General features: G+C 44.0%; 22 protein-coding genes and 7 tRNA genes. 2 read left to right on the top strand and 27 right to left on the bottom strand.

Features of this window, described 5'->3' with window-relative positions; translation table 11 throughout:
• Positions 1-40: 40 nt before the first annotated feature.
• The 8 genes from AAGG74_RS20805 to AAGG74_RS20770 form a co-directional block, all read right to left on the bottom strand.
• A tRNA-Leu gene (locus AAGG74_RS20805) sits at positions 41-124 on the bottom strand.
• A gap of 81 nt (positions 125-205) precedes the next feature.
• Positions 206-287, bottom strand: a tRNA-Leu gene (locus tag AAGG74_RS20800).
• 11 nt (positions 288-298) lie between these two features.
• Positions 299-374 (bottom strand) — tRNA-Lys (locus tag AAGG74_RS20795).
• 27 nt (positions 375-401) lie between these two features.
• A tRNA-Gln gene (locus tag AAGG74_RS20790) sits at positions 402-476 on the bottom strand.
• A 12-nt stretch (positions 477-488) separates the two neighbouring features.
• Positions 489-560 (bottom strand) — tRNA-Glu (locus AAGG74_RS20785).
• A 29-nt stretch (positions 561-589) separates the two neighbouring features.
• A tRNA-Ser gene (locus AAGG74_RS20780) sits at positions 590-680 on the bottom strand.
• A 4-nt stretch (positions 681-684) separates the two neighbouring features.
• Positions 685-759, bottom strand: a tRNA-Asn gene (locus AAGG74_RS20775).
• Between the two features lie 120 nt (positions 760-879).
• A complete protein-coding gene (locus AAGG74_RS20770) occupies positions 880-1,332 on the bottom strand; it encodes a SprT family protein (RefSeq protein ID WP_162104104.1) in 453 nt (150 codons plus the stop codon).
• 103 nt (positions 1,333-1,435) lie between these two features.
• Here AAGG74_RS20770 and cmpA point away from each other — a divergent pair, with 103 nt between their 5' ends.
• Positions 1,436-1,549 (top strand): cortex morphogenetic protein CmpA, encoded by a 114-nt coding sequence (cmpA, locus tag AAGG74_RS20765; protein ID WP_003225207.1) that lies wholly within the window; start codon positions 1,436-1,438, stop codon positions 1,547-1,549.
• 9 nt (positions 1,550-1,558) lie between these two features.
• Here cmpA and AAGG74_RS20760 read toward each other — a convergent pair whose 3' ends face one another.
• The 14 genes from AAGG74_RS20760 to acpS all read right to left on the bottom strand — a co-directional run bounded on the left by AAGG74_RS20760 (position 1,559) and on the right by acpS (position 12,421).
• Positions 1,559-3,718, bottom strand: coding sequence for a Tex family protein (locus AAGG74_RS20760; RefSeq protein WP_429677050.1), 2,160 nt, complete (start codon positions 3,716-3,718; stop codon positions 1,559-1,561).
• A gap of 167 nt (positions 3,719-3,885) precedes the next feature.
• On the bottom strand, positions 3,886-4,485 hold the full coding sequence (gene rsbX, locus AAGG74_RS20755; protein WP_162104102.1) for a phosphoserine phosphatase RsbX: 600 nt from the start codon (positions 4,483-4,485) through the stop codon (positions 3,886-3,888).
• The gene (gene sigB, locus AAGG74_RS20750) at positions 4,485-5,273 is read right to left on the bottom strand and encodes an RNA polymerase sigma factor SigB (protein WP_003240361.1); all 789 of its coding nucleotides are present in this window, start codon (positions 5,271-5,273) and stop codon (positions 4,485-4,487) included. Before sigB ends, rsbX begins: the two co-directional genes overlap by 1 nt.
• A complete protein-coding gene (rsbW, locus tag AAGG74_RS20745) occupies positions 5,239-5,721 on the bottom strand; it encodes an anti-sigma B factor RsbW (protein WP_162104101.1) in 483 nt (160 codons plus the stop codon). Before rsbW ends, sigB begins: the two co-directional genes overlap by 35 nt.
• On the bottom strand, positions 5,718-6,047 hold the full coding sequence (rsbV, locus tag AAGG74_RS20740) for an anti-sigma factor antagonist RsbV (protein WP_162104100.1): 330 nt from the start codon (positions 6,045-6,047) through the stop codon (positions 5,718-5,720). The genes rsbW and rsbV overlap by 4 nt, the downstream gene beginning before the upstream one ends.
• Positions 6,048-6,108: 61 nt before the next feature.
• Positions 6,109-7,116: a phosphoserine phosphatase RsbU gene (rsbU, locus tag AAGG74_RS20735; RefSeq protein WP_162104099.1), complete on the bottom strand. Its 1,008-nt coding sequence runs from the start codon at positions 7,114-7,116 to the stop codon at positions 6,109-6,111.
• An 11-nt stretch (positions 7,117-7,127) separates the two neighbouring features.
• The gene (rsbT, locus tag AAGG74_RS20730; protein WP_162104098.1) at positions 7,128-7,529 is read right to left on the bottom strand and encodes a serine/threonine-protein kinase RsbT; all 402 of its coding nucleotides are present in this window, start codon (positions 7,527-7,529) and stop codon (positions 7,128-7,130) included.
• A 3-nt stretch (positions 7,530-7,532) separates the two neighbouring features.
• The gene (gene rsbS / locus AAGG74_RS20725) at positions 7,533-7,898 is read right to left on the bottom strand and encodes an RsbT antagonist protein RsbS (protein ID WP_162104097.1); all 366 of its coding nucleotides are present in this window, start codon (positions 7,896-7,898) and stop codon (positions 7,533-7,535) included.
• 4 nt (positions 7,899-7,902) lie between these two features.
• The gene (gene rsbRA, locus AAGG74_RS20720; RefSeq protein WP_429677046.1) at positions 7,903-8,727 is read right to left on the bottom strand and encodes an RsbT co-antagonist protein RsbRA; all 825 of its coding nucleotides are present in this window, start codon (positions 8,725-8,727) and stop codon (positions 7,903-7,905) included.
• A 115-nt stretch (positions 8,728-8,842) separates the two neighbouring features.
• Positions 8,843-9,193: a type II toxin-antitoxin system endoribonuclease NdoA gene (gene ndoA, locus AAGG74_RS20715; protein ID WP_003156187.1), complete on the bottom strand. Its 351-nt coding sequence runs from the start codon at positions 9,191-9,193 to the stop codon at positions 8,843-8,845.
• Positions 9,194-9,197: 4 nt separating this feature from the next.
• The gene (endB, locus tag AAGG74_RS20710) at positions 9,198-9,479 is read right to left on the bottom strand and encodes a type II toxin-antitoxin system antitoxin EndoAI (protein WP_003225183.1); all 282 of its coding nucleotides are present in this window, start codon (positions 9,477-9,479) and stop codon (positions 9,198-9,200) included.
• Positions 9,480-9,593: 114 nt separating this feature from the next.
• On the bottom strand, positions 9,594-10,763 hold the full coding sequence (alr, locus tag AAGG74_RS20705; RefSeq protein ID WP_429677042.1) for an alanine racemase: 1,170 nt from the start codon (positions 10,761-10,763) through the stop codon (positions 9,594-9,596).
• 111 nt (positions 10,764-10,874) lie between these two features.
• The gene (locus AAGG74_RS20700; RefSeq protein ID WP_225493552.1) at positions 10,875-11,891 is read right to left on the bottom strand and encodes a LolA family protein; all 1,017 of its coding nucleotides are present in this window, start codon (positions 11,889-11,891) and stop codon (positions 10,875-10,877) included.
• A gap of 164 nt (positions 11,892-12,055) precedes the next feature.
• Positions 12,056-12,421: a holo-ACP synthase gene (gene acpS, locus AAGG74_RS20695; protein WP_225493553.1), complete on the bottom strand. Its 366-nt coding sequence runs from the start codon at positions 12,419-12,421 to the stop codon at positions 12,056-12,058.
• A gap of 93 nt (positions 12,422-12,514) precedes the next feature.
• Between acpS and AAGG74_RS20690 the strand changes: the two genes are divergently transcribed.
• A complete protein-coding gene (locus AAGG74_RS20690; protein WP_162104092.1) occupies positions 12,515-13,114 on the top strand; it encodes a rhomboid family intramembrane serine protease in 600 nt (199 codons plus the stop codon).
• Here AAGG74_RS20690 and AAGG74_RS20685 read toward each other — a convergent pair.
• The 5 genes from AAGG74_RS20685 to AAGG74_RS20665 all read right to left on the bottom strand — a co-directional run bounded on the left by AAGG74_RS20685 (position 13,111) and on the right by AAGG74_RS20665 (position 19,655).
• Positions 13,111-14,592 carry a PH domain-containing protein gene (locus tag AAGG74_RS20685; RefSeq protein ID WP_429677039.1) on the bottom strand — a complete coding sequence of 494 codons (1,482 nt, stop codon included), beginning with the start codon at positions 14,590-14,592 and terminating at the stop codon, positions 13,111-13,113. The two genes, AAGG74_RS20690 and AAGG74_RS20685, sit on opposite strands and share 4 nt — an antisense overlap.
• Positions 14,582-15,061 (bottom strand): PH domain-containing protein, encoded by a 480-nt coding sequence (locus AAGG74_RS20680; protein WP_429677037.1) that lies wholly within the window; start codon positions 15,059-15,061, stop codon positions 14,582-14,584. Before AAGG74_RS20680 ends, AAGG74_RS20685 begins: the two co-directional genes overlap by 11 nt.
• Before the next feature lie 172 nt (positions 15,062-15,233).
• A complete protein-coding gene (gene cshA / locus AAGG74_RS20675) occupies positions 15,234-16,727 on the bottom strand; it encodes a degradosome RNA helicase CshA (RefSeq protein ID WP_162104089.1) in 1,494 nt (497 codons plus the stop codon).
• A gap of 397 nt (positions 16,728-17,124) precedes the next feature.
• Positions 17,125-18,498, bottom strand: coding sequence for a UDP-N-acetylmuramoyl-tripeptide--D-alanyl-D-alanine ligase (locus AAGG74_RS20670; protein WP_429677035.1), 1,374 nt, complete (start codon positions 18,496-18,498; stop codon positions 17,125-17,127).
• A gap of 71 nt (positions 18,499-18,569) precedes the next feature.
• Positions 18,570-19,655 (bottom strand): D-alanine--D-alanine ligase, encoded by a 1,086-nt coding sequence (locus AAGG74_RS20665; protein WP_162104087.1) that lies wholly within the window; start codon positions 19,653-19,655, stop codon positions 18,570-18,572.
• Positions 19,656-19,807 lie beyond the last annotated feature (152 nt).

Here is a 19,807-nt window from a genome sequence, read left to right as displayed (position 1 = left end):
AATAATACCAAAGGTGGTTAAACCCTTGGTATTATTGGGATGCGGCCGAGAGGACTTGAACCTCCACGGGTTATTCACCCACTAGGCCCTCAACCTAGCGCGTCTGCCATTCCGCCACGACCGCGTGATCATTAAATTGTTTGTGCTGGTTTAGCAGGCTCTTAACCTAGCAAAACCGATTTGTGTGCACTTTGTAAAAATAAAGTGCGGGTGAAGGGACTCGAACCCCCACGTCGTAAGACACTAGATCCTAAGTCTAGCGCGTCTGCCAATTCCGCCACACCCGCAAAAAGATAAATGGTGAGCCATGAAGGACTCGAACCTTCGACCCTCTGATTAAAAGTCAGATGCTCTACCAACTGAGCTAATGGCTCTTGCTATTCAATTTCAAAAAATAAAAATGGCTGGGCTAGCTGGATTCGAACCAACGCATGACGGAGTCAAAGTCCGTTGCCTTACCGCTTGGCTATAGCCCAACGAATATGGAATGACCCGTACGGGATTCGAACCCGTGTTACCGCCGTGAAAGGGCGGTGTCTTAACCGCTTGACCAACGGGCCGATGGTTGAGAACTTATATCGAGATTTTATGGCGGAGAAGGAGGGATTTGAACCCTCGCGCCGCTTATGCGACCTACACCCTTAGCAGGGGCGCCTCTTCAGCCACTTGAGTACTTCTCCAATATGGCTCCACAGGCAGGATTCGAACCTGCGACCGATCGGTTAACAGCCGATAGCTCTACCACTGAGCTACTGTGGAATAATGAGACAAGACTTATTTTATCAGCCTTGATTTACAGTGTCAAGAGGTTAATGTTTTTTCATCTCTCGTAACGACTTTTATAATGTAACATAGACTTGCTGTAAACGTCAACCTTTTTCACGAAAAAATTCTTTTTATTTTGCCTCGGCATGTTCCGCACCTGTATCGGTCAGGGTTCATGGCACGTTTCTTTATATACTGTTGGCCGCACGCCGTACAGATATACATATAAGTTTTTTTGTTTTCTGTTTTTTTCTTAAGAGGTGTACAGAATCTTGGGGCATTGACCTGCTGCATCAGCATTCGAAAATCTCTGTCTCTGTGCTTGTACCCTTTCCCTTCAAGGTGAAGATGATAATGACAGAGCTCATGCTTGATGATGCCGATCAGTTCCTCCCTGCCATGTTCAATCAGATATTTTTTATTCAATTCAATGTTGTGGGAAGTTAACAGATACCTTCCGCCCGTCGTTTTAAGCCTATTATTAAAAAGCGCCTCATGGCGGAACGGCTTTTTAAAATACGTTTCTGAAATATCCTCAGTCAGCTTTTGAAGCTCTTTATTATCCATCGTGCACCTCACTTAAAAAACATTGAACGGGACAATTCACCGTCCGCATACAATATGGTAATCACTGTCCCTCTTATGATAAAAGCTGAGGAGGAATGAGCCTATGCCAAATTGGCTTAAAAAACAGATGCAAAAAGCATTCCTTGAGAAAGACAATTACCAAATTAAACTGCTGAATCAATGCTGGTATTTCTATAGGAAAAAACACTGCTCGTAAGCAGTGCTTTTATTTTATCATAGACAGCGATACTCTGCCTTTTTGTACATCTACGCCGTCAACCCAAACTGTGACAATATCGCCAACCGATACGACATCAAGAGGATGCTTGACGAATTGATTGCTGAGTTTGGAGATATGCACTAATCCGTCTTGTTTGACTCCGATATCAACAAACGCTCCGAAGTCCACTACATTGCGTACGGTGCCTTGGAGCTCCATTCCCTCTTTCAAATCTTCCAGTTGAAGGACGTCTGTTTTCAGCAAAGGCTTTGGCACCTCATCGCGGGGATCGCGTTCCGGCCTTGTCAGCTGTTCACAAATGTCTTTCAGAGTGATTTCTCCGATTCCCAGCTCTTGTGCCGTTTCAGAAAGCGCGAGCTGATTGATTTTATCCTTCAATTCCGCTGTACCGATTTGTTCTGTTGAAAGGCTGAGCTTTTTCAATAACGCTTTCGTTTCTTTATAGCTTTCCGGGTGGATGCCCGTTCTGTCCAAAGGCTCTGTCCCTTCCTGTACCCTTAAGAAGCCAATACATTGTTCATAGGTTTTCGCACCGAGCCTTGGAATATCCTTTAGTTCTTTTCGATTGGAGAACTTTCCGATTTCATCGCGTTTTTTGACAACATTGCCTGCAACAGACTTTGATAATCCCGCTACATATTGAAGCAGCGCGGCTGATGCTGTGTTGACGTTTACTCCCACTTTGTTTACGACCGTTTCAACAACGAACCGCAGAGATTCATTTAATCGTTTTTGACTGACGTCATGCTGATACTGTCCGACGCCAACAGATTTCGGATCGATTTTCACGAGTTCAGCAAGCGGGTCTTGAAGTCTTCGCGCGATAGATACAGCACTGCGCTCTTCAACCTGAAGCTTTGGAAATTCTTCTCTGGCAAGCTCAGAAGCTGAATACACGCTTGCACCTGCTTCATTGACGATCACATAATAAATTTTGCGGGGCATGTCCTTCAGTACATTGACAATGAACTGCTCCGTTTCTCTGGATGCCGTCCCGTTTCCGATTGCCACCATCTCGACTTGATGCTGCTCAAGAATCTTTTTCACTTTTTCATGGGCTTCTTTTGTTTTGTTGACTGGCGCATGCGGATAGATGACATCAATCTCCAAAACTTTTCCGGTCTCATCAGACACAGCGAGCTTGCATCCAGTTCGGAAGGCTGGGTCAACACCGAGAACGGTTTTGCCTTTCATCGGCGGCTGAAGAAGAAGTTTTCTTAAGTTTTCAGAGAAAATATGAATCGCCTGCTCATCCGCTTTTTCTGACAGCTCTTTCCTGATTTCACGTTCGACTGCCGGCTGAATCAGTCTTTTATAGCTGTCTTCAATCGTTTCCTGCAAGATTTCTTTTACAGGCGTCGAGCGGTTTTTGATGATTTGTTTTTCTAAATACGCCTTAATCTGGTCCGCTGGCGGTTCGATAGACACCTTTAAAATGTCTTCTTTTTCGCCGCGGTTCATCGCCAGCACTCTGTGCGGAACGACTTTTGCGATTGGCTCTTCATACTCATAATACATTTCATATACATTTTTCTCGTCGGCGTCTGCCGATTTTCCGGCTGCAGACTTCATGATTCCTTTTTTAAAGGTTTCCTGGCGAATCCACTTTCTGAAACTCGGCTCGTCTGAAATTTGTTCCGCAATAATATGCTTGGCGCCTTCAATTGCTTCCTCTTGTGTGAATACTTCTTTTTCTTCACTGATGTATCGGTCTGCCGTTTCTGAGAGACGGTCATCCTGCGGAAGTGTCAGGATATAGTCGGCAAGCGGTTCGAGGCCTTTGCTTTTCGCGACTGTTGCCTTCGTTTTTCGTTTTTGTTTATACGGGCGGTAAAGGTCTTCGACTTCCTGAAGCTTCACTGACTGCTCAATTTTTCGTTTTACGTCATCTGTCAGTTTATCCTGCTCTGCAATGAGTCTGATGACCTCTTCTTTTCGCTGAGTCAGGTGTTGTATGTATTGCCAGCGTTCAGAAATCGTCTGAATCTGAACCTCATCCATTGAACCTGTCTGCTCTTTACGGTATCGGGCGATAAATGGAACTGTGTTGCCGTCCTCAAGCAGATGGATGACACTTTCAACATGTTTTTGTGATAATCCTATTTCTTTCGCAATTTGCTGTTTTAAAAGGGCTGACGTTTCCATGTAACCAAAGCCTCCAATTTTGTCGTTCTTTCTCTAGTGTATCAAAAACCGAAAAAAACACATAAAAAAAGACAGTCAGCGCTGCCGGTTTTTATGCTCATATGTCTGTTTGATGGCCAATCGAAAAAAAAAGAAGCCGACGTTCCGGCTTCTCATTTTCTGTTCTCCTAGGACAGTTGTCCAAGAATATAGGTCAGATCATCTTTTCTTGATGTCGTATACATTTTCAGCGAATTCGATATATCTTCTACCGACTGGCCTTTTTTCAAGTGGGAGCGGATGTCGGGTACGTCAAGCCCATCTGTATGTATAATGAACTTTGAACCCTTTTCATAAGTGGCGGTGTGCGTTTTGTATTTTTGCGGCTTGCCTGATAAATAGCCTGATATCGGCAGAGGATAAAAGCTGTCACCAGACGGAGAATGCAGAATAAACCGTACGTTTCCGACAGAGCAGTACGTAAACTGTCTTTGTTCAAAATTAATCTTCAGAATAGATGCTGTAGCGCCTCTTTTGTTTTTCATCGCCTGATTACAGCGTTCGATAATGCTTTGTACGTCTTCATTCGCATAATCTTCCACTAAGTCTTTGATGGCTGCAGAAGATTCGTTGGCAAGCGATCCGCTTCCAAGTCCGTCAGCTACCGCACAAATTAACTCCTTATCATCAGCTTTCATAAAAAAGCTGTCGCCGCAGATTGATTTTCCTTCTTTATTCAGTTGGTATACAAGTGTTTGAATGTGCTCGTTTTCTTCAACCTGAATCATTACATTAACTCCATCGAGGGATCTTCAATCAAGGCCTCTCTGAGCTTCTTCACAGCTTTTCGCTGCAGACGCGAGACGTGCATTTGAGATATACCGAGAATGTCCCCAGTTTCTTTTTGGCTTTTGTTTTGAATATACGTTAGATCAATAATTTGTTTTTCGCGGTCTGAGAGGACGTGAAGCACGCTTTGCAGCATCATTTGCTGGTTGACCCGCTCATATCCGTCCTCCTGAGATCCGACGATATCAAGAATCGTGACAGTGCTTCCGTCCGCATCCGCTTCAATGCTGTGGTCAACGGATAATGCTTGATAGCTTTTACCCATTTCCATCGTCTCAAGAACCTCTTCTTCTGAAACATCGAGGAATTCAGCAATCTCTTCTACTTTCGGAGACCTTTGTGTTTCAGTTGTCAGCTGATCAACCGCCATTTTGATTCTTGGACCCAGCTCTTTAATCCGTCTCGGCACGTGAACACTCCACGTTTTGTCTCTAAGGAAACGTTTAATTTCCCCGATAATTGTCGGAATGGCAAAAGCCTCAAACGATTTGCCGACGACGGGATCGTATCGCTTAATGGCACCGAGCAGACCGATCATGCCGACCTGGCGGAGATCCTCATGGAAGCTTTTGCCCTTTGAATATTTTTTCGCAAGCATATCAACCAAATTTGTATATACTTGCACAAGCGTTTCTTGCGCCTGTTCATCTTGATTTGTTTGGTAATCGCTTATGAGCCGATCGACTTCATCTTTAGTTAGTTTCGTAGTTTTTGATGGTTGTGTCATGATCAACTCGCTCCCCATTTAAATACTTTGTCATCGCTACGGTGACGCCGGAGTTGTTTTGCACTCTGACTTCATCCATGAGCGTTTCCATTAAATATAGACCGAGCCCTCCTTCTGATAATTGATCAACTGTGTGAGAAGGAGTGTACGGCCCTAAATCTTGCTGCTTTTGATCAAAATCAAAGCTGTCTCCTTCATCTGCCACAATGACCTCTAAACGGTCTTCAAACACACCGAATCGGATTGACACTTCTCCGCTTTTATCTTCTTTGTAAGCGTGTTGAACCGCATTTGTACACGCTTCACTGACTGCGATTTTGAGATCTTCAATTTCATCGTACGTATAACCCATTCTGCTCGCGATGCCTGACAGTGTCAGCCTGATAATTCCTACATATTCAGGCTGGGCCGGCACTTTCATTTCGATGTAATCAGCGTTATTCTTCATTGTACTCCACCTTCTGACTTTGCAGAAATATCAATAATGTCCTTTAAGCCTGTAATCTCAAACAGACGGATCAACCGATCAGAAAGATTTTCAAGTTTCAGCGAACCGCCTTGTTTCTTGACTGTTTTAAAGACGCCTACAAAAACGCCGAGTCCGGTACTGTCCATGTAGCTGACATCTTTCAGGCAAATTCTTAAATCAGCGCCTTGTTCTGCCAGAGGAACGAGTTTCTCTCTGAGCACCGGAGCTGAATATACATCTATTTCTCCTGCAATATTTACTTGCGTATCATTCTGACTTTGCTTTACATCAACATTTATATTCATGCATATCACCTCAAATTATCCTTCAAATCATTAATTGTCTTATACCCTCGGCTGATTGATGCTAAACCTTTCTTCGCAAAACAATTAACGTAAAATCATCATGAAGCTGAAAATCCTGCAATTTGAGGAGGCTGTCATAAATGTTTTTGACCATTTCCTGCGCGGAAGAACACATATGTTCCTCAATAAGCTTCTGCAGATCAGGACGCTCCAAGAAACCGTTTTCCGTTCTGCATTCTGTGACACCGTCAGAAAATAAGACAATCATATCGCCCGTTTCGAGGTGCTGATCGAATTGTTTGTAGTCATAATCCTGCGAAATGCCGAGAACAAGTCCTTTGGCTTCTAAATCGTAAAACGTGTTGTCTTTTTGAGAATAGTAAAATCCCGGTTCATGTCCCGCTGAAGCATATGTAATTTGATGTTTATCCATATTGTAATTTGCATAAAACATCGTAATAAACATACTCGCATCAACGTTTTGTTCAACAACTCGGTTTAAGTTTTTCAACACCTGAGAAGGGTGTATGCCCGTTTCCGGTAAAGAATCCATCGCATATTTAATCATGGACATACAAAGAGCAGCCGGAATGCCTTTTCCGATCACGTCCGCGATTGCGATATTAATCGATTCCTTGTCTTTTACAAAATGGTAATAATCACCGCTCATCTGTTTAGCGGGCACACTGATGGCCCCGATATCCAGCGCTTCTTCCATCGGGATCTTTGTTCCGAGCAGAGTCTGCTGGACATTGGCCGCGATTTCAATTTCTGATTTGATTTCCTGCTGTATTCCCCTTAGTGTTTGATGCTCCTGATAAGCCATTCCATATCCAATCATGACTTCTATTAAAAAATCCAGCGAATGAAAAACATCTTCCGGGAGACTTGGATACAGCTCCTTCAGCACTTTTCTGTGAATACTGATGATTTCTTCCGGAGGAATTTGATGCTCGATTGTTTTTCGGCTGAATTTTTGGGCTTGATATAAAGATGTTTCTGTTAATTCGGCGATATATCGGCTAAGCAGCTGATGATACCGCTGCTCAATAACCTCCCTGAAATCCACTTTCTTACCTCCTACCGAAGCCACTTAATGGCTTGTATCTCTGTTCCTTCCCCCGCTACGGAATTTAAACTGAATTCATCCATCAGCCTTTTCACGCCGGGAAGTCCCGCTCCGAGTCCGCCAGACGTTGAAAATCCGTCTTCCATGACTTTGCGGATATCAGGAATTCCCGGCCCTTGGTCTTCCGCTATGATTTTTAAACCCTTTTTTCCTCTGTCTAAGACTTGTTCAATTCCGATCTGGCCTTTGCCGGCATATAAATAAATGTTCCTGGCTAATTCTGAAATAGCCGTCGTAATCCTAGCCTGGTCTACCGTGCCGAAACCCAGTTCTTTGGCAACGTTTCGCCCCAGTTGTCTAGCAGCCACGATATCCCATTCTGTCATGATTTTCACACAGGATTGGTCGTTCATTCGCTATTCCCCCAATTCCCGCTTCAATGTATCAAGCCCTTGCTCTAAGTCGAGCGCAGTTTCAATTTCCTCAAGTGCGATTCCGAGTTCAATCAGCGTCACTGCTACCGCAGGCTGTATTCCTGTCAAAACCACTTTTGCGCCCATTAATTTAGACATCGTGATTACATCGCCAAGCACTTTAGCGATAAAAGAATCAATCATGTCGACAGAAGTCAGGTCAATCACAACTCCGTTAGCACCTGTTTCGTATATTTTATTTAATAAGTCTTCTTGAAAGGTTAATGCAGTTTGGTCATCTAGTTCCCATTGAATGGACACTAATAAGCAATTATACAGTTTCAAGATCGGGATTTTCGGATGTCTCAAAATGTTATTCCCCCAATGAAACGATTTTTCGATCTGTCATTTCCAAAGCTGTTTGAATTCCTTTTTGCAGGGTATTCTTAGTTATAACTTGGGATAAATCAATGCCCAGATTAACGATGGTTTGAGCAATTTCCGGACGGATTCCGGCGAGCAGGCATTTTGCTCCGACAAGCCTTACCGCTTCAGATGCCTGAATAATATGATGGGCAACCATCGTATCGACGACAGGGACACCTGTAATGTCAATCAGCACAACTTGGGAACGGTGTTTGACGACGCCGTTAAGCAGGTTTTCCATAATGCGCTTTGCGCGTTCGGTATCAATGGTTCCGACAAGCGGCATTACGGTGATATTTTCAAATACCGGGATGAGCGGCGCCGATAGCTCCTGGAGCGCGATTTTTTGCAGTGATACTGTTTTTTCCCATGAGATTGAGTATTGATTTAAGATTTCTGTATTAATCGGGCTGAAAAAGCGCTCCATTCGCCAAATTAATTCCGTACTTTCTTGATCTGGCAATCTGTTATCATTCATTTTCATATAGAGACGCTTCCAAAATTCAGTCAGCGCCGTAGCCAGAAACTTCAAAGAAAGTCCGATTTGAACGGCTCTCAGCGCCAGTTCGCTGATTTGGTCTTCAGCAGTGCTGTCATCCTTAACAGATGAAAGCAGAATGTCGATATACTCTTTAGATATATTTTCATACACTTGGTCAGTCAGCTGATATGATTCTTGCTCGCTTAATTCTTTTAGTGTGTCAGTCCACAGTTGGAGCAGTTCATTTTGATTCTCGGCAATGAACTGGTGTACAGTCTGATTCGACATCAAATTCGCTTACCTCCCGATAAAAAACAACATATTTTTTTCGTTATTCCACTATTATATCGCTTATGTTTTTTGAAAACAAAAAAAGTTGCTCTATTTGAGCAACCTGTACATATGTCTAAAAATCAATGAGTGCCAGACTGATTTGTAAGGCTTCATCAACCTTATCCATCATTTCATCATCCAGATGAGTAATCTTATCCGTTAATCTTTGCTTGTCAATCGTCCGAATTTGCTCCAGCAAAATAACGGAATCTCTTTCAAAGCCGTAGCGTTTTGCATCGATTTCGACGTGGGTTGGTAATTTCGCTTTCTGTATTTGGGCTGTTATGGCTGCAACAATAGCAGTTGGGCTGAAGCGATTTCCGATGTCATTTTGGATCACTAAAACCGGGCGCACTCCGCCTTGTTCTGAGCCAACAACAGGAGATAAATCAGCAAAATAAACATCGCCGCGTTTCACAATCAAATGATTATCCTCCGCTGACTAAGCGCTCAACTGTCGTTTCAGCCTCGCACTCCGCAAAGTGAGCCTCAGAAGAAATATTCAGGTTGATTTTCGCCATTTCCATATAGCCGCGTCTCATCAAATCACGATTGTGACGAGTTGTTCGTTCGCTGACATACGCTCTCACTGCTTGTGATATCAGTTCATTTCTGCTTCGTTTCTCCCGCATCGCTACACCATCCAATTCAGCTACTAGGTTTTCAGGCAGGCTGATTTTCATTTCGGTTCTTGCGCTGGATTCAGACAAAAAACATACACCTCCACCAAACTTACGGATACGACTCTTTATCCATCCAGTGATAATGATACCATTATTCACTCATCAAGCAAAGCTGTTTTATGAATTCTTCATTGGGGTGAGCTATTTGCTTGCATTTTCCTGCAATAAAGGATTTCTCACTTCCATTATACTCTCATTTTCCAAAAACATACGGGGAACACGGGAACTTATTGTACAAGACACCTCGTAGTTAATGGTTTCAAGCCTGTCTGCAATTTCATCCATGGAAATATATTCATTTGCCTGCCTGCCAATCAACGTGACTTTTGTGCCTGGCGGATATTCCTGATCCAGTTCCACCATAAATTGGTCCATGCAAATTCGCCCGGCGATTCTCAAGCGTTTTCCCTTCACAAGAATCTCGGTTCCTTGCAATTTTCGTAGCCACCCGTCCGCATATCCGACAGGCACCGTTCCGATCCATGTGTCTTTTTCCGCTGTGTATTCCGCTCCATAGCTGACGCTTTCGCCTTTTTTGATCAATTTGACATGAGACAACGTTGAATGCAGGGTAAATGCAGGGCGCAGCTCAAACGGTATTTCATCCGTAATGTCGGCTGACGGACGGAGACCGTACATGCCGATACCGAAGCGGACCGCGTTGAAAAAGCCTTTTTTCAGCCGGAGGCCGGCGGCGCTGTTCGCGCAGTGCACCATCATTTTCTTTAACGGGAGCGGAGCAATCAGTTCTTTAAAACGCTCAAATTGCATGAAAAAATAGTCTCTTTCTTTTTCATCCGCTGTCGCAAAATGAGTAAATACCCCTTTGCATTTTAAACGGGGATTGCGGTCAAGGACCGCCATCACGTGACGAACTTCTTCTTCAGTTTTTACCCCAAGCCTGTTCATCCCCGTATCGACCTTCAAATGAAAACGAAGAGAGTCCTTTTTCAAGTGGCGGGCTGCCTCCTGAAGCCATTCAACAGAATAACCTGTTAATGTCACGTCATATTGGGCCGCAATTTCCGCATATTGCGGAGGAACCGCTCCAAGCACCAATATAGGTGCCTTCAGACCTTTCTTACGTAATGAAATCGCTTCATCGAGAATGGCCACGGCCAAGCATGAAGCACCTGCGTCAAGAGCCGCCTGCGCTGTTTCTGCGTCACCATGCCCATAGGCGTTCGCTTTTACAACTGCCATCAGATGGACATGTTCGCCGATATGTTTTTTCATATTACTGACATTTTCCTTTATCGCAGACAAGTCGATTTCCGCCCACGTATCTCTGTAAAAAGGTTTTGTGCTCATTATGACACTTCCTAGCTTTTATTCATTATTATTTACATATCATACTAAAATTAAAGGGCAAAGGGAAACGATGCCAAACGAAAAAAAGGCCAAGTGTTTGGCCTTCAGCTTTTATTTAGATGATTGACCTTGCATGCTTTTCGCGACTGTCACCATTTCCTCTTTCGAAAGGTTTTCAGAGGAGAGAAGGTAATCTACGCCGGCATATGTCCATGATAATGAAGCATCCGACAAGGCGCCGATAGTGTAGCCAAGGTTTACCGGCTCGCCGTTCATTGTGATTGAGGAAGAAGCTTTGGCAATTTGGGCTTTTTCCTGAATTAAGGTAAATGATTTTTCTCCTCCGAAAGTCATGATGATCCGCTTTCCATCCTCAGTAGAAATATCTTTTTCTTCAAGAAGTTTTACGCCAAGCGGCAGTTCAAGAGGTGTTTTGACCGCGAATGTCTCGGATGGCTTCGCACTTGTAGCGACATCCATTTGGGAAAGAGTCATATTTTTCTTTTCATCAAATGATTCTTTGTCAAATTGTTTATTAAATTCGAAACTGCTGAATTCTACTTTTACCATGACTTTCCGGTCAGTATCCATGACTTTGACAGAGGATGGGCTCATATCTTTTTTGTTAAATGTGATTTCTTGTGTTGGCAGCATTTTATTATGCTGATAGTTCGTTTTTGTTTCGAATACGTATTTCTTTTCTTTCGCAGTAAAGACCGCATCCGAATCGTTTTGAACATCCTTTACGAGCGATTCAAACAGGTAGACCTGGCTGCTGTTGTTCGGCCAGTCGCTTTGAAACCTGAAGCTCTTATTTAAAGACGGCGTGAGAACAAATACTCCGTTTTCGTTTCGTAAAATGACTTGATTTTGGTCCTTTTTGGGATTTTCTAAATAAACCCTGTACAGAGATGGCTTTTTGTGCCAGATTTCCACATTGTATACTTGAGGCTCACTCCCTGTCTCGATGGTCATTTTCGCTTTTGCTTTGTACGAGGTGTATTCTTTCGCCTTTTCATCTAAACCGGTCACAATATCTTGCTGTGTTTTTTGCCCGCAGGCAGAAAGAATAAGGACAGCAAGCAGTCCCGTTAAAAGCAAAACAAAGCTTTTTCTCACCTTTTTCAACCCCTTTTTCTCAATTGATGTAAAAGGAAGAAATCGCTTGTTTGGCTTTAACGGTACGCTCGGTACACGTTAGACAGAACGAATGCGTACCATAAAAGCCTCAAACAACTTGTCTCCCTTAATGCACTATCAAATATATGAGTGGGGTTTCCCTAATATGCAGACTAGCTTGACAACCTTTCAATGACAACCTGCGCGGCTGCGTATTCTTTTGTATGAGTGATGGATACGTGGACAGCGGCTTGGCTCAGCTTCGCACAAGTGATATAAGGCTTGCCATTAGGATCTTTCTTAATTTCAATGTCTTGAAAACTGAGCCGCTTCCCTATACCAGTGCCATACGCTTTCGAGAATGCTTCCTTTGCCGCAAATCTGCCCGCGAGAAATTCGATTTTTCTGCTCTCTGAAAGCCCTTGGTATTGGTCCAGCTCGCTCTGCATCAACACACGCTCTGCAAACCTTTTCTGGCGGCCGGCCATCGAAGCGACTCGATTAAGCTCGATGATGTCTATTCCAATGCCATAAATCATGTATAATAACCTCCTTTGCGTATGTACTATTCGAATGGTTTGTCTCATAAACGTGTTACGATAGAAATATCAAAATAAGAAAAGGGGCTCGGAATGTTTATACGGACGGAAAATGTACAAACGTTTATCAGACTTTATCCCATTGTCACCTTTATATTGGCCTTACAAGCCGTTCTCTGGCTACTTTTTTCACTTCCTGTCCATTCAGTTGCGTTATGGAGAGATGCAGTCACAGGCTATAATCTAGGCGTCGCAAACGGTGAATGGTGGCGGCTGATCACCCCAGTTTTGCTGCACGCCGGTTTTACCCATCTGCTGTTTAATTCCATGTCCATCTTTTTATTTGCCCCGGCTTTGGAACGTATGCTGGGAAAAGCGCGTTTCCTGCTTGTGTACGCCGGCTCCGGCATCATCGGCAACATCGGCACATATGTCGCAGAGCCGCTTGATTACGTGCATGTCGGGGCTTCAGGCGCGATTTTCGGACTGTTCGGGGTGTATTTGTTTATGGTTCTTTTTCGCAAAGAGCTGATCGGGCAAGAGCATTCTAAAATGATTCTCACACTGCTCGCATTTGCCGTGCTCATGTCGTTTATCAACTCCAATATTAACATGACGGCCCATCTGTTTGGACTTTGCGGCGGATTTCTCCTCTCGTTTTTATGTGTGCAAAAAAAAGAGCGGCGGTTTTAATCGTCCGCTCTTTCATATGAGTACCAGTTTAAAATGAAGTCTGCATCCTCTTCCCCTATATCCCTCACCGTTAACTCTTCCATATGGCTCGATGATTTTACCGAGGTCGAAATGGTGTACAAGCGGCCCTTCTTTTGAAAATAGGATTGGCTGACCTTACAAACCTGCATTCGTCTTTTTAACACAATGGCGGTTGTTCTGCTGATAAATCTGGACGTCAATTGAAGGCGGTCTCCACTGATCGTCCATGATGCATCTTTATACGCGAGGTAGCCGAGGATCAATTCAATCGGAAGTAAGATAATCGTCAGATAACCCCATGGCTGAAAGAAGATGCATATTGGAATGATCAAAAAGAGTGAAAAGATGACGGAACGGAACAGATATCGTTTCAACGCGCGGCGCGGCAGACGACAGACGGTTTCTTCCAGCGTATATTCCGGTGTAAACGTCCGGAGCATGTGAGGAAGCTTTTTCTTATGAATCAACGGAAAAAGAATAGTCAATGCGCCTTCTTCTTTTTCTCTGTCGCCTCCTCCCGCGCTGACGATAGATACCGTCACAAAGCCGAAAAGCTGGCGTATGATGTTTTCTTTTATTTTAATGGCTTGTATTTTTCGAAGCGGAACGGTGACTTGGTGTTTTTCAATAATCCCTCTTGAAATCACCAATTCCTGCTCTTTTTTTATGATTTGAAAATTCGCGTATTTAAACATCATACCGGCGATGCTGAACACCCAGGCGATCAATAAACCAATAAAAATAAGGACAGCGTAAATGCCGATGCTTGCGTGATGAAGAAAGGAAAATTTATCGAAAAACCAATCCATCGGCAGTACTTCGTCAAGCTGTGTAAAAAGCGCAAATACAGCAGAGATGATCACTCCGATTCCGCCGGACGTGGAAGCGGCCATAAGCAGCTCTTTTACGTTCATCCGATAATGTTCTTGCTGCTCAACAGCCGGAATGAACTCCTGCTCAGCTTCAGGTGATTCTTCATCTTGTTCGCTTTTGTGCTTTTGGGCTTTCCGCTTAAAGACGGCTTCCTTGATGTGTTCGGCTTCTTCAACAGAAATAGCAGAAAGTACAGCTTCCGCTTCCTTGCCTCCGCCTGCTGTTTCAATTTGCAGCTTCACAAGCTTAAAGATTTGCTGGACCACTCCTGCGCTCGTATTCATTGTTTGAATACGCTCGATCGATATGTATCGCTTTTTCGTGACAAACAAACCTTCTTCGATTCTAAATTCATCATCTTCAATTCGATAGGTAAACCTTCTCCAATTGATGATGCTTGCTATTATTAGCCAGATAAACAGTACACCAAGCGCAATAGCTCCGTAAAAACGGACAGTATTGTTCGAATTGACGATATACACAAAAAAGAATGGCAGAATGATATTTTTTATCGTTTGAATGATGGTATGGCATAAATTCAAAATAACTGCCGCCGGGTGCAGGCGTTTCGGTTCAGACATCATCGTCAGTCACCCTTGCCAGGCGAGAAATGGAGTCTCTCAGCCGATCCGCTTCCTCCATCTCCAAAGCAGGAATTGAGTGAACGGTCGCGGCCGTGGAAATTTTCACCGTTGCCAGATTGTACTTTTTCAATATCGGTCCCTGCGATGTATCGACGTGCTGTACCCTGACCATCGGGACAATCACACGCGTCACCACAAAAATGCCTGACTGAATATCTATTTCATGTTCATGGACTTCATAGCGCCACACTTTATGACGGATCTTCGGAACGATAAAAACCGTCACAATCGAACCCAGCAGCCAAACCGCTCCGAGCCCGCCGCTGATCCAGTATGGCCAGTGAAAATAATAGCTTAACACTGCAGCCGCTATGATGATAAGCAAGCAGACAGCGGATATGATGATTTCTTGAAGTCGCCAAACCTTTAATCCGTCTGGACTGATTTGGTTTTTTGGCTGGTCTCTCAAATTACCTACCTCCCTTTTTTTCGTTGGTTACCTATACGTCTCTTATATAGAAATGGTTTCATTTTTAAGCATACATAGAAAAACAGCATTCGTCAGCTGCAAGTTTGCTGAATAACCAATCGTAAACATAAAAAAGCCCAAAACGTCATGTTTTGGGCTTTAATTAATCGTATTAGTATGATTTTTTCTGGCGTCTGTCACCTGAAGAACGGCGATCGTTTGAACGCTTTTTGTCATAGGAAGAACGGTTGTTGTTGCTGCTTTTCCCTTTTCCGCCGCCGCGGTAGCCGCCGCCTTGTCCGTCTCTTCGCTTAGAAGAACGCTGGTTTTTGTAGCGTTTGCTGACCATTGGCGCTTCGTCTGTCAAGCGAACCGGTGTAGCATCCGGCTCTTTTGTAGACATTTTGATAGCCGCCGCAACCACTGTTACTGCATCATGATCTTTAAGCAGCTCAGCTGCCGCTGTCATGTAGAAGTTCAGGTTGTTTTCACTGATAGCCGTGCGAAGACGTTCAACAGTAACCTGCTGCTGGCCTTCTAACGCTTCATCAAGTGTAGGCTCCTTCATGTGGTCCATTTTGCGTTTTGTTGTTTGTTCAATTGCGCGAAGCATGCTTTTCTCACGCGGTGTGATGAACGTCATTGCCATACCTGTTTTTCCTGCACGGCCTGTTCTTCCGATACGGTGAACGTAGCTTTCAGGATCTTGAGGCACGTCAAAGTTGTATACGTGTGTTACACCTGAGATATCAAGTCCGCGAGCGGCAACATCAGTTGCGACAAGAACTTCGATTGCACCTTCTTTAAATTTGCGAAGCGCAACCATACGTTTCGCCTGCGTTAAGTCACCATGAATTCCTTCAGCCGCATATCCGCGAAGGTTCAGAGCTTCAGCCAGCTCATCGACACGGCGTTTTGTACGTCCGAATACGATCGCAAGCTCAGGAGACTGAATGTCAAGAAGACGAGTCAATGTATCGAATTTTTTACGCTCTTGCACTTCTAAATAGAACTGCTGAATGTTAGAAACTGTCATTTCTTTCGCTTTTACTTTTACGTGTTCCGGCTCAGTCATAAATCGCTCTGCAATGCGTTTGATCGGCGCTGGCATTGTCGCAGAGAACAAAAGTGTCTGATGCTCGCTCGGCACGTTTGAAAGAATAGATTCAATGTCGTCAATGAATCCCATGTTGAGCATTTCATCCGCTTCATCCATTACAACAGTGTTTACATTGTTTAAACGAATTGTGCGGCGGTTGATGTGGTCAAGAAGACGTCCAGGTGTTCCCACAATAATATGCGGATTTTTCTTTAATGCTCGGATTTGCCGTCCAATATCCTGACCGCCGTAAATAGGAAGCACCTTCGCACGCTTATCTTGTCCGATTTTATATAATTCTTCAGATACTTGAATGGCTAATTCACGGGTTGGTGCGATTACGATTGCTTGAATATTAGGAGACTCGTGGTTAATTTTTTCAACAAGGGGTATACCAAACGCAGCTGTTTTACCTGTACCTGTTTGCGCTTGTCCAATGACATCTTTATTTGAAAGTCCGAGCGGTATCGTTTGTGCCTGAATTGGTGTTGCTTCTTCAAATCCCATACGATTGATTGCCTTCATGAGATCAGAACTTAAATTAAAATCTTGAAACGTTATAGTCAAATTATTCAAACTCCTTCTAATTGCTGTTTCAGTAATGTCGTGGTTTACCACTTAAAAACTGCCCTTTAGACAGAAAGGACAGGATCCATACGTATACAAAGCCCGAATTACTTTATATTTTATATTACCATTACACTATTTGTTTTTCAATAAGATGAGAAGCAGATCGGCTTCTCGAATATGCCGGCTGGCTCATCCGCTCTCAAAAGTCCGGCGGAGAACTTCGGGTCAGCGGATGAAAGTCCGGACGAATATGTTCGCATTGCGAAATAACCTGTATATATTGTATCATAGCCGCAGCCTGCCAGACATACATAATTTCATGCCGGCATACATTAGTGTTTGCACATCATATTATTTTATGACGCAATATGCGTTTTTCCGCAGGATTTTTTTCTTATAAAAGCGGGCTCTCTATTAAATCTTTAACGATTTCTTCAAGCTTCATACCTCTGGACGCTTTGAATAAAATCAAATCTCCCTTAGACGCGCTTTCCTTCACCGCTTGGAGGAGATCTTTTTTCTCAGTGTAATGACTGACGCGGTCTTTTTCAAAATGTTTCAACGCGCCCTCCGCGATAAACGCTCCCAGTTTTCCGTACGTAAAGACGCGATCGATTTTCTCAGGGCTGATCACAGCGCCGCACTCTTTATGAAATGTTTCTTCAAGATCGCCGAGTTCAAGCATATCGCCGAGCACGAGCATTTTTTTCCCGTAGCCGTCAAGGCTTTCTGTCAATTGAATGGCAGCCTTCATGGATGTCGGGCTCGCATTATAAGCGTCATTGATAATCGAAACCCCACTGTCTGCTTTGATGAGCTCAAGTCTCATGCCAGTTACCTTTAGTCCGCTCAGCCCTTTTGCCGCATCCTCAAGTGTGATGCCGAAATAAGCTCCTGCTGCAATCGCAGCCATGGCGTTCATGACATTGTGCTTGCCGAGTATCGGAATAAAAAACGTTTTTTCCATTCCTTTAATTGTAAAATGGGTTCCTGCTTCACTCTGGCTGATATCCTGAAGCTGGTAATCATTTTGCGCACCAGTTCCGTACGTTTTCGTTTGGCAGCTGTATGCTTGTTGAAGGAGCGGTTCGTCTCCGATATAAATCAGCACGCCGTCTTCCTTCAGCCCGTTAATGATTTCCAGTTTCGCCTCCGCAATGCCTTCTCTTGAGCCAAGGTCTTGCATGTGGGATTCACCGATATTCGTAATTACTGCCGCATCCGGGTTTGCCAGACGGCTCAAAAGGTCAATTTCTCCTTTGGCGCTCATTCCCATCTCCAATACAGCGATTTCTGTATCTTCAGGCATGGCTAAAACAGTCAGCGGCAGGCCGATGTGATTATTGAAATTCCCTCCTGTTTTATGGACACGGTACCGGGTTCCCAGGACGGCGTGGATCATATCTTTTGTTGTCGTTTTGCCATTGCTTCCAGTTACCCCGATGACACGAGCGCCAAGCTCTTGCAAATAAGCTTTCGCAAGCTGCTGAAGAGCTAGAAGAGTATCGTCTACTAAAATAACCGCATGATTCTCAGGCGGATTTGGTTCAGACCGATCCCACAGAACGGCTGCTACACCGGCTTCAAATGCCCGCGGCACAAAAGTGTGACCGTCAAAACGTTCCCCTTTCAGCGGGATAAAAAGCTGATGTTGCTCCAGTTTTCTTGTATCAGTTGCCACTCCATGAATGATTGTTTGTTCATATTGCGGATTTGTCAGTGTGCCTTTGACCATCTCGGCAATGTTCTTTACTGTTCGCTTAATCAAGTGAGATTCCTCTCTTTCTTTTGTATATACGGGAAAAGACACTGCCCTCTTACCGGCAGTGTCCATCTACATTAGAATGTATGCTTAATGAATTGTTTCTCAGCGTGGCGTTCTTTTGCAAGTTCTACAAGCTGTTCAATCAAGTCCGCATATTCCACTCCGGCCTCTTTCCAAAGCAACGGGAACATGCTGAAAGGTGTAAAGCCAGGCATTGTATTGACTTCATTGATCAGAACCTCGCCGTCAGCTGTCAGGAAAAAGTCTGCTCTGACAAGACCTGAACCATCGATCGCTTTAAACGACTTAATCGCCATATCACTGATTTTCGCGTATTCCTCATCGGTCACAATCGCCGGGATTACAAGGTCCGTGTCGCCGTCCTCATATTTCGCTTTGTAATCGTAGAAATCAGTTTTCGGCGCGATTTCTCCCACAACAGAGCATTTAGGATCGTCATTTCCAAGTACACCAATTTCGATTTCGCGACCGTTAATTCCTTCTTCAACGACGACTTTTCGGTCATATTGGAATGCAAGCTCAAACGCTTTTTGCAGTTCTTCACGGTTTCGACATTTGCTGATTCCGACACTTGAGCCAAGGTTAGCCGGTTTTACGAAGCAAGGGTAGCCTAATTCCTGTTCGACCTGCTCACAGCTTTCTTCCGGAGAACGCGTCCACTCTTTCTTAAGGAAAGCTGCGTATTTCGCCTGAGCAAGGCCGGCCTGCGCGAATAAATGTTTCATGACTACTTTATCCATGCCGGCTGAGGAAGCAAGCACACCATTGCCGACATAAGGAATATTCAGCAGTTCAAGCATCCCTTGGATCGTACCGTCTTCTCCGTTTGGTCCGTGGAGGAGCGGGAATACGACGTCGATGGCTTCATTTTGCTGTGATACTTCCTGCGGAAACATCTCTTGGTTCAGAGCAGCTGGAGAAAAAGCACTGCCCCCTTGCTCAAATTGAAGCATTTTCACATTTGAAACAGGCTCAGTTAAACGGGCGCCTCTGACCCATTCGCCTTTTTCAGTTATATAAATTGGATGTATATCAAACTTCTCAGTATTTAACGCTTTGATTACAGCCAGAGCTGTCTGCAGAGAAACATTATGTTCTGCCGACTTTCCTCCGTACACTAATCCTAGACTTGTTTTCAATGGATACTCCCCCCACTACAATTCATCTTTACTATCTTATCACTTTCACGAGAAAATGATCTAATTATTTTTGGGCATGCTGATGTTGAAGGCATATGTATGTAATTCCTTTTTATTTTATATTAAAATGACATTGAAAAGGAGATGTGACA

Origin of the sequence: Bacillus mexicanus (assembly GCF_050445615.1) — a bacterium.
Classification (GTDB): domain Bacteria; phylum Bacillota; class Bacilli; order Bacillales; family Bacillaceae; genus Bacillus; species Bacillus mexicanus.
Note: the sequence above shows the minus strand (reverse complement) of the source record. Positions and strands in the feature narration are given on the sequence as shown.

What these genes read in the sequence shown, in the direction of transcription:
- AAGG74_RS20770 (WP_162104104.1), bottom strand. Translation starts at nt 1,332, where the DNA reads ATGGATAATAAAGAGCTTCAAAAGCTGACTGAGGATATTTCAGAAACG.
- cmpA (WP_003225207.1), top strand. Translation starts at nt 1,436, where the DNA reads ATGCCAAATTGGCTTAAAAAACAGATGCAAAAAGCATTCCTTGAGAAA.
- AAGG74_RS20760 (WP_429677050.1), bottom strand. Translation starts at nt 3,718, where the DNA reads ATGGAAACGTCAGCCCTTTTAAAACAGCAAATTGCGAAAGAAATAGGA.
- rsbX (WP_162104102.1), bottom strand. Translation starts at nt 4,485, where the DNA reads ATGATTCAGGTTGAAGAAAACGAGCACATTCAAACACTTGTATACCAA.
- sigB (WP_003240361.1), bottom strand. Translation starts at nt 5,273, where the DNA reads ATGACACAACCATCAAAAACTACGAAACTAACTAAAGATGAAGTCGAT.
- rsbW (WP_162104101.1), bottom strand. Translation starts at nt 5,721, where the DNA reads ATGAAGAATAACGCTGATTACATCGAAATGAAAGTGCCGGCCCAGCCT.
- rsbV (WP_162104100.1), bottom strand. Translation starts at nt 6,047, where the DNA reads ATGAATATAAATGTTGATGTAAAGCAAAGTCAGAATGATACGCAAGTA.
- rsbT (WP_162104098.1), bottom strand. Translation starts at nt 7,529, where the DNA reads ATGAACGACCAATCCTGTGTGAAAATCATGACAGAATGGGATATCGTG.
- alr (WP_429677042.1), bottom strand. Translation starts at nt 10,763, where the DNA reads ATGAGCACAAAACCTTTTTACAGAGATACGTGGGCGGAAATCGACTTG.
- acpS (WP_225493553.1), bottom strand. Translation starts at nt 12,421, where the DNA reads ATGATTTATGGCATTGGAATAGACATCATCGAGCTTAATCGAGTCGCT.
- AAGG74_RS20690 (WP_162104092.1), top strand. Translation starts at nt 12,515, where the DNA reads ATGTTTATACGGACGGAAAATGTACAAACGTTTATCAGACTTTATCCC.
- AAGG74_RS20685 (WP_429677039.1), bottom strand. Translation starts at nt 14,592, where the DNA reads ATGATGTCTGAACCGAAACGCCTGCACCCGGCGGCAGTTATTTTGAAT.